The 11,909-nt window shown below is 57.5% G+C and carries 14 protein-coding genes and 1 tRNA gene; 7 read left to right on the forward strand and 8 right to left on the reverse strand.

Annotation, left to right across the window (positions count from 1 at the left end; translation table 11 throughout):
• Nucleotides 1-348 precede the first annotated feature (348 nt).
• Nucleotides 349-1,023, reverse strand: a complete 675-nt coding sequence (locus ACR0DB_RS02070) for a TIGR04283 family arsenosugar biosynthesis glycosyltransferase (protein WP_480548530.1) — start codon at nt 1,021-1,023, stop codon at nt 349-351.
• 73 nt (nt 1,024-1,096) lie between these two features.
• Between ACR0DB_RS02070 and ygfZ the strand changes: the two genes are divergently transcribed.
• Together ygfZ and ACR0DB_RS02080 are read left to right on the forward strand one after the other, a co-directional pair.
• Complete coding sequence (gene ygfZ, locus ACR0DB_RS02075) at nt 1,097-1,834, forward strand: CAF17-like 4Fe-4S cluster assembly/insertion protein YgfZ (protein ID WP_480548532.1); 738 nt, start codon at nt 1,097-1,099, stop codon at nt 1,832-1,834.
• 104 nt (nt 1,835-1,938) lie between these two features.
• Nucleotides 1,939-2,883: an ABC transporter transmembrane domain-containing protein gene (locus ACR0DB_RS02080; protein ID WP_480548534.1), complete on the forward strand. Its 945-nt coding sequence runs from the start codon at nt 1,939-1,941 to the stop codon at nt 2,881-2,883.
• Nucleotides 2,884-2,935: 52 nt separating this feature from the next.
• Here the strand turns inward: ACR0DB_RS02080 and efp are convergent, their stop codons facing one another.
• Nucleotides 2,936-3,499, reverse strand: a complete 564-nt coding sequence (gene efp, locus ACR0DB_RS02085) for an elongation factor P (protein WP_170770260.1) — start codon at nt 3,497-3,499, stop codon at nt 2,936-2,938.
• Between the two features lie 218 nt (nt 3,500-3,717).
• Between efp and ACR0DB_RS02090 the strand changes: the two genes are divergently transcribed.
• Nucleotides 3,718-4,038: a DUF6280 family protein gene (locus ACR0DB_RS02090; protein WP_037310273.1), complete on the forward strand. Its 321-nt coding sequence runs from the start codon at nt 3,718-3,720 to the stop codon at nt 4,036-4,038.
• 72 nt (nt 4,039-4,110) lie between these two features.
• On the opposite strand, the gene ACR0DB_RS02095 is transcribed toward ACR0DB_RS02090, so the two are convergent.
• The gene (locus tag ACR0DB_RS02095; RefSeq protein ID WP_480548536.1) at nt 4,111-4,680 is read right to left on the reverse strand and encodes a cobalamin biosynthesis protein CobQ; all 570 of its coding nucleotides are present in this window, start codon (nt 4,678-4,680) and stop codon (nt 4,111-4,113) included.
• Nucleotides 4,681-4,742: 62 nt separating this feature from the next.
• On the opposite strand from ACR0DB_RS02095, the gene ACR0DB_RS02100 reads away from it, so the two are divergent.
• Nucleotides 4,743-6,200, forward strand: a complete 1,458-nt coding sequence (locus tag ACR0DB_RS02100) for a cobyric acid synthase (RefSeq protein ID WP_480548538.1) — start codon at nt 4,743-4,745, stop codon at nt 6,198-6,200.
• Between the two features lie 3 nt (nt 6,201-6,203).
• Here the strand turns inward: ACR0DB_RS02100 and ACR0DB_RS02105 are convergent, their stop codons facing one another.
• From ACR0DB_RS02105 to ACR0DB_RS02115, 3 genes are all read right to left on the reverse strand, one after another.
• Nucleotides 6,204-6,890 (reverse strand): hypothetical protein, encoded by a 687-nt coding sequence (locus tag ACR0DB_RS02105; protein WP_480548540.1) that lies wholly within the window; start codon nt 6,888-6,890, stop codon nt 6,204-6,206.
• Between the two features lie 74 nt (nt 6,891-6,964).
• The gene (locus ACR0DB_RS02110) at nt 6,965-8,383 is read right to left on the reverse strand and encodes a TolC family outer membrane protein (RefSeq protein WP_170788919.1); all 1,419 of its coding nucleotides are present in this window, start codon (nt 8,381-8,383) and stop codon (nt 6,965-6,967) included.
• A 95-nt stretch (nt 8,384-8,478) separates the two neighbouring features.
• The gene (locus ACR0DB_RS02115) at nt 8,479-9,132 is read right to left on the reverse strand and encodes a protein-L-isoaspartate O-methyltransferase family protein (RefSeq protein WP_170770250.1); all 654 of its coding nucleotides are present in this window, start codon (nt 9,130-9,132) and stop codon (nt 8,479-8,481) included.
• On the opposite strand from ACR0DB_RS02115, the gene ACR0DB_RS02120 reads away from it, so the two are divergent.
• The 3 genes from ACR0DB_RS02120 (at nt 9,088) to ACR0DB_RS02130 (ending at nt 10,830) form a co-directional block, all read left to right on the forward strand.
• Nucleotides 9,088-9,315, forward strand: a complete 228-nt coding sequence (locus ACR0DB_RS02120; RefSeq protein ID WP_170769851.1) for a hypothetical protein — start codon at nt 9,088-9,090, stop codon at nt 9,313-9,315. The genes ACR0DB_RS02115 and ACR0DB_RS02120 overlap by 45 nt on opposite strands.
• Before the next feature lie 43 nt (nt 9,316-9,358).
• Nucleotides 9,359-9,432: transfer RNA gene (locus tag ACR0DB_RS02125), tRNA-Cys, on the forward strand.
• A gap of 75 nt (nt 9,433-9,507) precedes the next feature.
• Complete coding sequence (locus tag ACR0DB_RS02130; protein ID WP_480548542.1) at nt 9,508-10,830, forward strand: DUF6538 domain-containing protein; 1,323 nt, start codon at nt 9,508-9,510, stop codon at nt 10,828-10,830.
• 220 nt (nt 10,831-11,050) lie between these two features.
• Here the strand turns inward: ACR0DB_RS02130 and ACR0DB_RS02135 are convergent, their stop codons facing one another.
• Together ACR0DB_RS02135 and ACR0DB_RS02140 are read right to left on the reverse strand one after the other, a co-directional pair.
• A complete protein-coding gene (locus ACR0DB_RS02135; protein WP_480548544.1) occupies nt 11,051-11,398 on the reverse strand; it encodes a hypothetical protein in 348 nt (115 codons plus the stop codon).
• 102 nt (nt 11,399-11,500) lie between these two features.
• A complete protein-coding gene (locus ACR0DB_RS02140; RefSeq protein ID WP_480549092.1) occupies nt 11,501-11,872 on the reverse strand; it encodes a thermonuclease family protein in 372 nt (123 codons plus the stop codon).
• Between the last annotated feature and the right edge of the window lie 37 nt (nt 11,873-11,909).

Genomic DNA, 11,909 nt, shown 5'->3' on the forward strand with positions numbered 1-11,909 from the left:
TCCTATTCGGACGTCAGGCAAAAGACGATATGGACGACGCACGCGCGATGGCCGCAAAGGCCAACGCTTTCGACATTGACCAGTTTCTTGTCTTTACGACCGTGGACGACAAAACCCAGATTGCCATCGACAATATGCGCCGCAAGGTGCCTGCGATTGCCGGTGACTATCTGATCCTTGCCCGAAGCTATGAGGATCTGATTGCGCAAGTCGGGAAGTTGAAAGACGAATGGGAATATCTACAAGCCAACGCGCATATATTGGTGTTGCAGATCATTGCTCTATGTCTGGTCAGCTTTGCTGCACCGTTCCGTCTGGGCAAATCGCTTGTAGAACTACGCACCGCCTTCAGCGCCGATACGCCTGAGCCAGCCGCTCCGGGTCCGCGCCAAGAAAATACCGTGTCAGAGTCCAAAGGTTCCGCGTCCCTCGACGCAGCCAACCCGCCTTCTGGTATCGGTCCGCACTCGTAAAGGCCCGGACCGGCAACAGAGTGATGCGGCCAAGGCGACGCACCAACGCCACGTCCTCCATCAATGGCTGATCCGGGAACCCTCCGGCCTTTTCATACAGGCGGCGCGGAACCAGCAAACCCTGATCGCCATAGGGCAAGCCAAATATCCGGCTGCGCAGGTTGGCCCAACCCGCCACCCATGTCGGGGCAAAACCCGAGGCAGAAAACGCCAGCCGGAAGACCCCCGGGGTGCCATATCGCAGATGATCCCCAACCACTTTGGTCCAGCCCTGCTGCAATACGGTATCGGCGTGCAACACCAGCAGCCACTCGCCCTTGGCCTCGGCACACCCCCGGCGCAACTGACCACCGCGCGACGCGGCACCGAACACGATTTCAGCCCCGGCCTCATCCGAGATCTCTAGCGTTTGGTCCGTCGATCCACCGTCCGAAACGATCAACTCCCTGATCAGGCCGGTATGCAGCCCTTCCATCAACGCCTCAAGCGTTGCGGGTAAGGTCTGAGCCGCGTTCAGGGTTGGGATGACGATCGAGATCGGTGCTGGCACGTGGATTACCCTCTGGTCTTGTCGGCGCGAACTCCTATATCACGAAGCCGAGGGAAAGCACGAGGACACCCCCATGCCCAATCGCCGCATCCTGCGCCTGAGTGGCGCGGACACTGACAGTTTCCTGCAAGGGCTGGTGACAAACGATATCGCCGGGATGCAGCTCGGGTTGGTCTATGCAGCGCTGCTGACGCCGCAGGGCAAATACCTTGCCGATTTCTTTCTGACGCGTCGGGGCGACGCTGTCCTGCTGGACGTGGCAGAAACTCTGGCGGACGGGCTGGTCAAGCGTCTGAGCATGTACAAGCTGCGCGCGGACGTCACGATCGCGGACAGCGGGTTGAATCTGCAACGCGGCACCGGCCCTGCGCCCGACGGCGCCCAGCCCGACCCACGCCACAATGACATGGGCTGGCGGACGTATAGCGCTGCTTCTGAAAGCGACGACGGCACCGATTGGGACGCCATCCGTGTGCGAAATTGCATCCCTGAGACGGGCGTTGAGCTGACCCCAGACAGCTACATCCTCGAATCCGGGTTCGAAGCGCTGAACGGCGTCGATTTCAAGAAGGGCTGTTATGTCGGGCAAGAGGTCACCGCCCGCATGAAGCACAAGACCGAGTTGCGCAAAGGTCTGCGCAGGGTGCTGATCGACGGCAGCGCCCCGGTCGGAACGGAAATCAACGCAGGTGGCAAACCTGTTGGGACGTTGTTCACTCAGTCTGGCGGCGCTGCCATCGCGTATCTGCGGCTGGATCGCGCCATCGGCGATATGCAGGCCGACACAGCGACAGTTCGGCTAAGCGATTGAATTGTTGCGCAATCGGCACGGCTGATCCCCGTCACCGCGAGTAAAGATTGCCACCCCTACCCTGGCGCTGTCACAATACCGACGGGACCAACACGGGTGCGGGTATGTTCAAGCTATACAGAGCGATCTGGCGCGCCAGCGCCGGGCGACAGATCATCCTGATCGCCCTGTCCATTGCGGTGGCCGCCCTTGCCGCCGTCCCACTGGAATTTCAACGCGATATCGTCAACCACCTGACCTCGGCCAATATTGATGCCGATCACCTGATGTTGCTGGGCGCGGGGATGATGGGGGTTATCCTGCTGAGCCTCGGGTTGAAATGGGTGCTGGGATACCGCTCGGGCACGCTGGGCGAAGACATGATCCGCCTTATCCGTCAGCGGCTGCTGGTCAGGTCTGCTGATCTGAACGAAACGGGCGAGGACGTGCGCAAGGGGACCATGACCACCGCCATCTCGGCCGAAGCGGAAGAGCTCGGCAAATTCGCAGGTGGTGCGTTTTCCGACCCGGTCGTACAGATCGGAACGTTGATCAGCGTGATAGGATATATCTCCTCCACACAGCCGGGGCTGGGACTGATCGCTTTTTCGATGATCGTGCCGCAGATCGTCATCGTGCTGGTGTCGCAACGCAAAGTTAATGTCTTTGTGGCTGAACGCGTGCGCATTCTGCGCAACGCCACGGACCGGCTGACTTCGGCCCAGATCGACGCCGCTGCGCGTGAGGTCGAGGCGCAGTTCGACGACATCTATGAAACCCGCCGCCGGATGTTTCTCTGGAAGCTTTCTGCCAAATTCCTGCTCAGCGTCATCAACGGCGCAGGCACCGTTGGCATACTGATGCTGGGCGGTTGGCTGGTTCTGCAAGGGCGCACCGATGTCGGCACCGTGGTTGCCGCAACAAGCGGGCTGGCCCGGATCCAGGGACCGACCGCGTTTCTGATCGCCTTCTACCGCCAGGTCAGCGCCAACCGCATCAAGTATGAGCTGATGCTGGAACTGTTCGGCCCCCACCCCGAGCAATACCGCCGTATCAAGCGCCGCACATAAAAAAGGCCGCGTAGCCTTGGCTAACGCGGCCTCTTGGTGATTTCAGTGCAGCTTACGCGCGCTCGGAATATTCCATGGTCTCGGTGTTCACTACGATCATCTCATCCTGACCGATGAAGGGCGGCACCATGACCTTGACGCCATTGTCCAGAATGGCCGGTTTGAACGAGTTCGCAGCGGTCTGACCTTTGACGACCGGCTCGGTTTCGACGATCTTGCAGGTCACTTTCTGGGGCAGCGTGGCGTTCAGGGCCTCTGCTTCGTAGAACTCAACCACAATGGTCATGCCGTCCTGCAGAAACGGGCGACGTTCGCCCAGCAGTTCCGATGGCAGTTCGATCTGCTCATAGGTCTCGGAATCCATGAACACCAGCATGCCGTCGGATTCGTAGAGGAACTGCTGATCCTTCTGTTCCAGCCGCACACGCTCGACCTTGTCCGCCGAGCGAAACCGTTCGTTCAATTTCGACCCGTTGCGCAGGTTACGCAGTTCGACCTGCGCAAAAGCACCGCCTTTTCCGGGCTTTACGTGATCGACTTTTACGGCTGCCCACAGGCCGTCATTATGCTCAAGCACATTGCCGGGGCGAATTTCGTTCCCATTTATCTTGGGCATGACATAAATCCTTCACAAACGGTTGATGCGTCAGTTGCGCTTCCTATATCTGGCGTGACCACACCTGGCAAGACAACGAGACCTAGTGCTGCACATGCAGCAAGCTATGCGAGTGACGCAACGCAACTATGCATATTAGCTGTATCCGAATCACACTTTATAGGTCATAAGGACCGTCACGCCGAAAATGCAAGAGCAAGAACAACAAGGAAGACGAGATGAGAGATTTCGTTGACGGCACCGCCTTTAACAATGAGCAAGGCAACCGTGCGCGCAAACTTTTTGCAGCCGTCGTTCTGGCTGCCCTGGATGATGCAATTGCCGATGACAAGAAATACGGCAATGGCCCCGAACAAATCGCCCGCTGGGCCCGCTCTCGCGATGGCCGCGAGGTGCTGTCCTGCGCGGGTATCGACCCCAATGAGCGGGTTGTCAGCGGCCTGATGGAATTCGTGGGGCGCGGTGTGCGCACCTCGGTCGCGCTGTCGCGCGAGGAAAGCGAACGCCGTAACGCTGCTCAGCAGGCCGAAGCCGCCTGATCTGAACTGCTGCCTTTGAGAAAAAGCGCGCTCTGACTGCCAGAGCGCGCTTTTCTTTTGGCTAAACCAACGTCAGAAAAACAACAGCCACTGCCGAGCGACCCAGACTTCGGATGCAAGCAAAGCTGCGAAGAAGATCTTGGTCGGAAGGGTCAACCCGCGCCGCCACAGCGCGATATATGACACCGCGCAGGCTGTGATCGACACAAGCACGACCCATTGTGCGTGATGGGCGCTGTCCCAATAGCTGATCGGGCTGTGAAAGACCCAATTGCTCAGCGGCCAAAACTGCGCCCGTCCATCCCCTGCATGCAGCAGAAAATCGGTACCCAGATGCAGCAACCCGGCCGAGGCGCCCAGCACCAGCAAACGCGCGCGCAGCAATACCCCGATGGCCAGTGCCAGCCCCCAGACTAGAAACGAGTTGTCGATGGCAAAAACGGTCTGCCACGCGTCGGAATAATAAAGCTGCCCGAACACCACCTGCTCGGGGATGTTCAGAATGAACAGCGACACCCCCGCCATCAGATAGAGCGACAGGTCCGGCAGCACCGACCCAATCAGAACGGCACGCAGAGTTCGGCCATAGGACGGGCGCGCAAAGGCGGCGGCTCCGATCAAAAGATGGGCTGGCGTGTTCATCGGGGGCTTTTCCTCTGCCATCAAATCGGGTCATGTGCCCGTCAGGTTATAGGAGAACAAGCATGGTTCGCGCCATCATGATTCAGGGTACCGGCAGCAATGTGGGTAAATCGGTTTTGGTGGCCGGGCTGGCTCGCGCCTATACACGACGCGGGCTGCGCGTGGCTCCGTTCAAGCCGCAGAACATGTCAAACAACGCCGCCGTAACCGAAAACGGCGGCGAGATCGGGCGCGCGCAGGCGCTTCAGGCGTGGGCAGCGAACAGGCCGACGCATACGGATATGAACCCGATTCTGCTCAAACCCGAAACCGACACGGGGGCGCAGATCATCGTGCAGGGGCAGCGGGCTGGAACGATGAAGGCGGGTGACTACCGCAAGGGCAAATCCAAGCTGCTGGGGGCTGCGCTGGAAAGCTTTGACCGGCTCTGTGCGGATGCCGATCTGGTTCTGGTCGAGGGCGCAGGCAGTCCGGCTGAAACCAACCTGCGTAAGGGAGATATTGCCAATATGGGCTTTGCCTGCGCCGCAGGTGTGCCGGTCGTGCTGGTCGGCGACATTCACCGCGGCGGTGTAATCGCACAGATTGTAGGCACGCAGGCGGTGCTGGAAGCCAGCGATCTGGCGATGATCAAGGGCTTTGCGGTGAACCGCTTCAAGGGCGATGTATCCCTTTTCGATGAAGGGCGTGACGATATCGCAGCGCGGACCGGTTGGGCCTGCGTGGGTGTCGTGCCGTGGTTCAACGACGCATGGAAACTGCCTGCCGAGGATATGATGGACATCCGCTCTCACGCGGGCGGGACCTGCAAAGTGGTGGTGCCGCAACTTGAGCGGATGGCCAATTTTGACGATCTGGACCCGCTCTCGGCTGAACCAGGCATCACGGTCGAGATCGTCCCTGCGGGGCGCCCCCTGCCCGGCGATGCTGACCTTGTGCTGCTGCCAGGCAGTAAATCCACTATCGGCGACCTGACCTATTTCCGGGCGCAGGGGTGGGATGTGGACCTCTATGGCCATGTGCGGCGCGGTGGTCATGTTTTGGGCCTGTGTGGCGGGTATCAGATGCTGGGCAATACCATCTCCGATCCCGGCGGCGTCGATGGTCGACCAGGAACAGTCGATGGGCTGGGCTTGCTGGACGTCGATACCATCATGGCTGGCCAGAAGCAGGTCACGTTGCGGCAGGCGCATGCGGTTCCCGGCAAAGAACCGGTGTCAGGCTATGAAATCCATATGGGCCGGACCGAGGGCCCCGACTGCGCCCGCGCTTGGCTGGAGGTTGAAGGTCGGCCCGAGGGTGCCGCAGACAAAACTGGACGTATTCGCGGCAGCTATCTGCACGGGATATTTTCGTCCGATGCGTTCCGCGCGCGTTACCTGTCGGAATTGGGGGCTGTCTCAGAGATCAATTACGAGGACGGCGTGGACGAGACGCTGGACGCATTGGCCGACCATCTTGAGCAGCATATGGATTTGGATCAGCTTTTGGAACTGGCGCAACAGCCCTGCCGGGCCTAGCGTCTAGCTGGATTCCACCTCAGCCAAAGCCCGATAAATCTCGCGCCGGACCATTTTTCGAACGTTGCGGGTAAAGCGTTCGCCCAGCACGCCCTGAAGCTCTTCCCGCACGACCTGCGCGATAAGCTGGCGCAACGCGTCTTCATCCATCGCAGGAGGTTCAGGCTGTTCTTCAGCCTCGGTCGCCGCGATGACCTCGGGGTCACGGATGAAGGTTGCTTTGGTGTCCGAGAGCCCCTCTTCCACCACTTCATCCTCTTTGGCTTCGTTCCCGACGCTCCAACCCAAAGCACGAGTCGGAGTTCCAGAATAGGCGTCATCGCTATCACCGTCGGGTTCCCACTGATCCTCGGTGCGGGCAATCGCCGCCTCCAGCGCTTCTATCTTGGAACTCAGGCTGAAACTCGGAACTTTCTCTGGGGTTGGGACGGGTTGCGACGCCTCACTCTCTACTGCATCCCGGGCGCGCAGAACCATAGGTTTGACTGACGCATCCACCACCGGGTCTGCAATGGGTTTACCGTCCTCATTATCCCCGACTCGCAGTGCGTCCGTCAAAACCAATCTACCGGGCTTTCGTGCCAAAGAAGACGGAACGAGATCGGGGATTTTGCGGCCTTCTTCACCGACCAGGCGTTTGATAGAGGACAAAACGTCCTCTACTCTCCCGTCTACGACTTTATCCGTCATTCTTCTCTACCACTCTTTCCTCAGAATCGAGTGTAGCCAAACACTTCGGCCCTCACAACAGATTGTGTCCTGGGTTAGTCGCGGCGCAGGGCCTTGAGTACCCGATCCAGATCCTTGCTCTGCTTGCTAACCTGTGCCGGTGCTTTCTTGACCAGATTGTAATACAGCGTCGGGTCATAGATTTGCACGGCCAGCCCCAAACGCTCGGCCGTCAAAAGACCTTGCGCCTGCAACAACTGATAGGCAGCCCGCGACCGTTCGGTGCGCGATGCAACCTCATTGAGCTGCGCATCCAGCAGGTCTTGCTGTGCGTTCAGAACATCCAGCGTCGTCCGAGCGCCCAAGGTCGCCTCTTCCCGGATGCCGTCAAAGGCCACTTGAGAAGCTCGCACCTGCTCGGTCGAAGCGCGCAGGCTGGCCGATGCAGCCTGGAAGTTGGCATAAGCCACGGAAACGCCTTGCGTGATATCTTTCTGTACGTTCAGCAGGTTCGCGCGGGACGCGTCACGGGTCGCCATTGCACGACGGACCTGCGCGGCCAAGGCGCCACCAGCATAGATCGGCTGAGTGAAGGTCAAAGCGACCGTCGCGTCTTCGATTGAATCGTCGTTGTCGTAGCTTTCGGTAATCCCGGCATCCGCGTTCAAAGTAACATTCGGGCCAAGGTTCGCACGCTGCTGAAGAACGGCCAGATCAAAGGCACGAACCTCATGCTGAGATGACAGGATCGCCGGGTGGTTGCGCTGAGCCAGGGCAATCGCCTCCGCCTCTGACCGCGGCAGGTTGGGCAGGCTGGGCTGACCAGCCGTCGCGCCCGGCGCTTTACCTACGGCGTTAACGTATTCGGCCTGCGCCGTGCTCAGGTTCCCGCGCGCAACGGACAGTTCCGCCTGAGCGCTGGCAAGCTGCGCCTGCGACAGCGCCACGTCCGTGCGCGTCACCTCGCCCACATCGAAACGGTCCTGCGAAGCGCGGAGTTCCTCGGCAGAAACTTCTACATCGTTCAATTGAATCTGAACGGTTTCTTCCTGAAGAACAACGGCCAAATAAGCATTTACGGCTCGGAACAGCACGGCCTGTTCCACATCAATCAGGCTTTGACGTGTGGACAGAACGATTTCTTGCGCCGATTGCTTGCCCAGAACCGAAAAGCCACCATCGTAGATCAGCTGACTAAGCGTCAGACCAGCAAAGAACGTAGAAGGTTCATTTCGGACCGTCACATCGTCAATGGTCGAGCGGGTATAATCCTGGCTGACCTGAGCGGCAAAGTTGATGATCGGACGCAGCGCGGCCAATGCGATCGCCACATCTTCGTCGGCAGCACGCAGCAAGGCGCGGTTTTGCTCCAACAGCCCGCTGGTGTTATAAGCACCAATGAACGCGTCTGTCAGATTGTCTGCCCATGCGCCCCGACCTGGCACAACACTAAGCGCGATACCAGCCGTCAGCGCCAACGCCTTGACCAGTTTTCCTCCCGCCGTAGAACTCATCACGAAATCCTCTCAAACCAAAATTACGCAGCCCTGCGGACAGTTTGCGCGTTTATGTTCAACTAATCAAGGTGGCAGGACAATCTGTCCCGGAATTATAGCGAAAATACACGATCCGTGGAAAAAGCGCGCAAAACCGGGGCATTGGCATTAAACGCGTGGCGCCAAGTCACGCGTTCGCCGGATTTGTGGCCGATCCGAACAGTTCCCAATTCACCATCCATGAAAAGGCATGCGATCCGACCATGATCCTTGAGCTGCGCGAGCAACGCGTCAGGCACATGCTCGACCCCGCCCTGAATCAGGATGACATCGTAGGGGCCATGTTCGGTTGCACCCTGCTCCAAAGGCCCGACATGCACGATTGCGTTATCTGCGTCTGCTTCCATCAAAACGGTTTGGGCCTCGGTCGCGAGTTCTTCATCCTCTTCCACCGCAACCACAAGCTGCGCCATCTTTGCGGCAACAGCAGTAGAATACCCCATCGCCGGCGCGATATCGAGTACGACCTCATCATTGGAAATATTCAGCGCATCCAACATTTTGGCAAGCGTCCGAGGCTCCAGCAGGCAGCGACCGTTCCCCAGATCTAGCAGCCCTTCAACATATGCTGCCTCGCGCTGCGCATCGGGCACGAAGTTTTCACGCCTGACGCTAAGCATCGCATCGATAATCGGAAATTTCGTGACATCAGAAGGCCGGATTTGCGTATCGACCATAGTGCGGCGCCGGGCTGCAAAATCTGTCATTGGATCGCTCGTTCTATTCCCTTGGATGCTGGGCTTGTGCCATATCCGGATAAAACCGGCAACGGCTCAGGCATCGAAACTTTTGTTGCAGAACAAGAAAGTGAACCTGTTTCCGATATGGCACGCCTGCGCTTGCTGAATTTTCGCCGCAACCCTCTGGACGCCCCAGAAGAAAGCTGTTAAAACGCCTGTCACACCACAGCAAGTATTTGATTTTACTTGAAAAGGCGAGTTGGCGGAGTGGTGACGCAGCGGATTGCAAATCCGTGTACACCGGTTCGATTCCGGTACTCGCCTCCACTCCACCCTATTGTGTTTTTTCTCAATGTATTAGACACTTGGAGTATCTCATGGAGGATACTTTGGAGGATACAGGTGCTTGACTACCCCGCGACGACCTTGGCGAAGAACAAAGGCAAGTATTACGTTCTCCTGACTATCCCCGCCGAGCTTCGCCAGCACTTCAACGGCAGGAAGCAACTCAAGAAGTCCACGGGTACCAGTGATTTGGCTGATGCCAAGCGCAGGCAGCACAACATTGCCGTTGAACTCTACGCCCAACTGGACAACTGCAAGCCTGATCCGCGCGACGTTATCAGCGATCTACTGGGTTGGATCGGTGACGCCGACGAAGTGCAACGAATGGAGGACACGGGAGAACTTGAAGGTCTTATCCAATACTGCCGGAACCTTGAGTACACCGAGGATGAAGAAGACGACGTCGCTGTTGAAGTGGTGAACGAAAATGCGGAGGAAGCTCTCAAGATTTACCGTGAGTGGAAGGCTGGAGGAACCGAGCGAGCGGCTGTTCCGGGAACAGTTTACCTCGCCAGCGCCTCCAAAGCGTACCTTGAGACCAATCCGTACAGCACGATCAAGACTCAGCGCGAAGCAGAACACGCCCTTGAGCAATTCAAGGACTTCGCCGGAGACATTTCCCTATCTGAGGTCACTGCGGTGATGGTTCACGAATTCGCGGAGAATGTGGGTGCCTCAAAAAGCCGAAAGACCATCGACAAGAAGATCGGCTACGTGCGCCGCATGTTTGATCATGCAGTTAGAAAGGGCTGGGTTCCTCACAACGTGTTCGCAGGGATCAAGCTCGACAAGAACCTCGGCACCAAGAAGCAAAGCTACACACCGTTCACCAAAGGAGAACTCAAGGCTCTCTTTGCGCTGCCGATGGAGCCTCATCTGCGATCCCTGCTATCGATCCTGACTACCACCGGTATGAGGCTCGACGAAGCCGCTCTGCTTACTTGGGAGGATGTCAAAGAAGATGAAGAACAAGGCGTTCTCTACTTCGACCTTACAGGTTCCATCGTGAAGAACTCGGGGTCTAAGCGACGGGTGCCGGTCCACCCGGCCCTCACATGGATCAAAGCAGGTAAAACCGGCCAGATTTTCCCTGAGTTTCCCCGAGACCGCGATGGAAAGACACAGGGGCCAGCATCCAAGGCGTTGATGCCTTGGGTACGCAGGGTCACCGAGGACCCTACAAAAGTCATTCACTCACTTCGCGGGAACTTCAAGGACATGCTAAGGGATGCCGGGGTGTCGAAGGAGATAAACGACTTCATCACTGGACACGGTTCCGGCGATGTAGCCGGCTCATACGGTGAAGGCCCGAGCTTAAAAGTCCGAAAAGAAGCAATCGAGCGGTTGAACTTCAACTTCATCACTAAGGTGGGTAAGTGAACAAGTATCCGAACGAACGAGATCACGTTATCTACACCATAAGGCATCTAAGAGAGAGACTACCGTTCTACGTGAGGCTGACTGTCAACTTCCCCCGGCATCAACTATCGTCGCGGTTTCGGCAACATGGGTGTTAAAAACCTCTGCCCGGTTCACCATCAATTGAGTGATATCCCCATCATCCGATACGATGACCAACGGCGACGTAGACAAAGCTACTTCATATCTCTTTGCAAATCACGTCGCGGTAAACGATCGATACGGGAGCAAAAGTAACATCCGTAAACCCCGCCACCGTGAGCACGAGAGTTCTATCGTCTATTACGGAAAGGATAGTTTGACTATTGCCTTCCCTGTGTCCGCAGGTAGGCGCAGCATGGCCAACTTGTATGCATGTCAAATGAGTTGAGTCAGTTTTGCCGTTCCCGATTTTAACTTCAATAATTGCCGAGTCGCCGACGAAAACAAATCGGCGGTCTTCATTTGGGACTTCGCAGACGGTTGCAGCATTGACTGCAGTGGTTGCAGTTAAGGCGAAAACCGCCGGTAAGGTTAAAACACGCTTCATTCTTTTCCCTTCTGCAAACGCGTCTCTCAATGCAGTTCTATTATGAATTGAATATGGTGACTATTTCGACAGGGAGTACGCTTCCTAAAAAATTGTTACTCCCTACCTACAGTACCCAGCCCGCTTAAAACGAGACTTAGCCGAAGGCGTCTCCAAGTGCCTGTATCGCCCCCCCGAGTACCTCGCGCAATCCAGGGCATGCCCCGCAGCGATCACCGCAGCACCAATGTCTTGTCCGTCCGCGTAGCAAACACCAACCCAGCGATCATGGGTGCGCTCACCATTGAGTTTGCACTCGACGCTCTTGCCCCGCAGGAAGTTCACCATCCAGCGTTTGGCATTCTGACCAGAGCGAGTACCAAGTTCTGGCGCATCCACACCGTTCAGACGGACGGGAGTGCCATCGACAACGATCGTGTCTGCGTCGCGTACTTGGAGGCCACCAGCAGTGGCTGTCGTGGCGAGAAATGCCATTGCAATGGTTAGCTTCTTGAACAAGGCGAAGTCCTCG

This window comes from Ruegeria sp. AB6 (assembly GCF_056542685.1).

Bases quoted from the DNA above. Each gene is read 5' to 3' on its own strand.
- ACR0DB_RS02110 (WP_170788919.1), bottom strand. From the start codon at position 8,383: ATGAGTTCTACGGCGGGAGGAAAACTGGTCAAGGCGTTGGCGCTGACG.
- ACR0DB_RS02135 (WP_480548544.1), bottom strand. From the start codon at position 11,398: ATGAAGCGTGTTTTAACCTTACCGGCGGTTTTCGCCTTAACTGCAACC.
- ACR0DB_RS02095 (WP_480548536.1), bottom strand. From the start codon at position 4,680: ATGAACACGCCAGCCCATCTTTTGATCGGAGCCGCCGCCTTTGCGCGC.
- ACR0DB_RS02100 (WP_480548538.1), top strand. From the start codon at position 4,743: ATGGTTCGCGCCATCATGATTCAGGGTACCGGCAGCAATGTGGGTAAA.
- ACR0DB_RS02115 (WP_170770250.1), bottom strand. From the start codon at position 9,132: ATGACAGATTTTGCAGCCCGGCGCCGCACTATGGTCGATACGCAAATC.
- efp (WP_170770260.1), bottom strand. From the start codon at position 3,499: ATGCCCAAGATAAATGGGAACGAAATTCGCCCCGGCAATGTGCTTGAG.
- ACR0DB_RS02140 (WP_480549092.1), bottom strand. From the start codon at position 11,872: ATGGCATTTCTCGCCACGACAGCCACTGCTGGTGGCCTCCAAGTACGC.
- ACR0DB_RS02080 (WP_480548534.1), top strand. From the start codon at position 1,939: ATGTTCAAGCTATACAGAGCGATCTGGCGCGCCAGCGCCGGGCGACAG.
- ACR0DB_RS02105 (WP_480548540.1), bottom strand. From the start codon at position 6,890: ATGACGGATAAAGTCGTAGACGGGAGAGTAGAGGACGTTTTGTCCTCT.
- ACR0DB_RS02090 (WP_037310273.1), top strand. From the start codon at position 3,718: ATGAGAGATTTCGTTGACGGCACCGCCTTTAACAATGAGCAAGGCAAC.
- ygfZ (WP_480548532.1), top strand. From the start codon at position 1,097: ATGCCCAATCGCCGCATCCTGCGCCTGAGTGGCGCGGACACTGACAGT.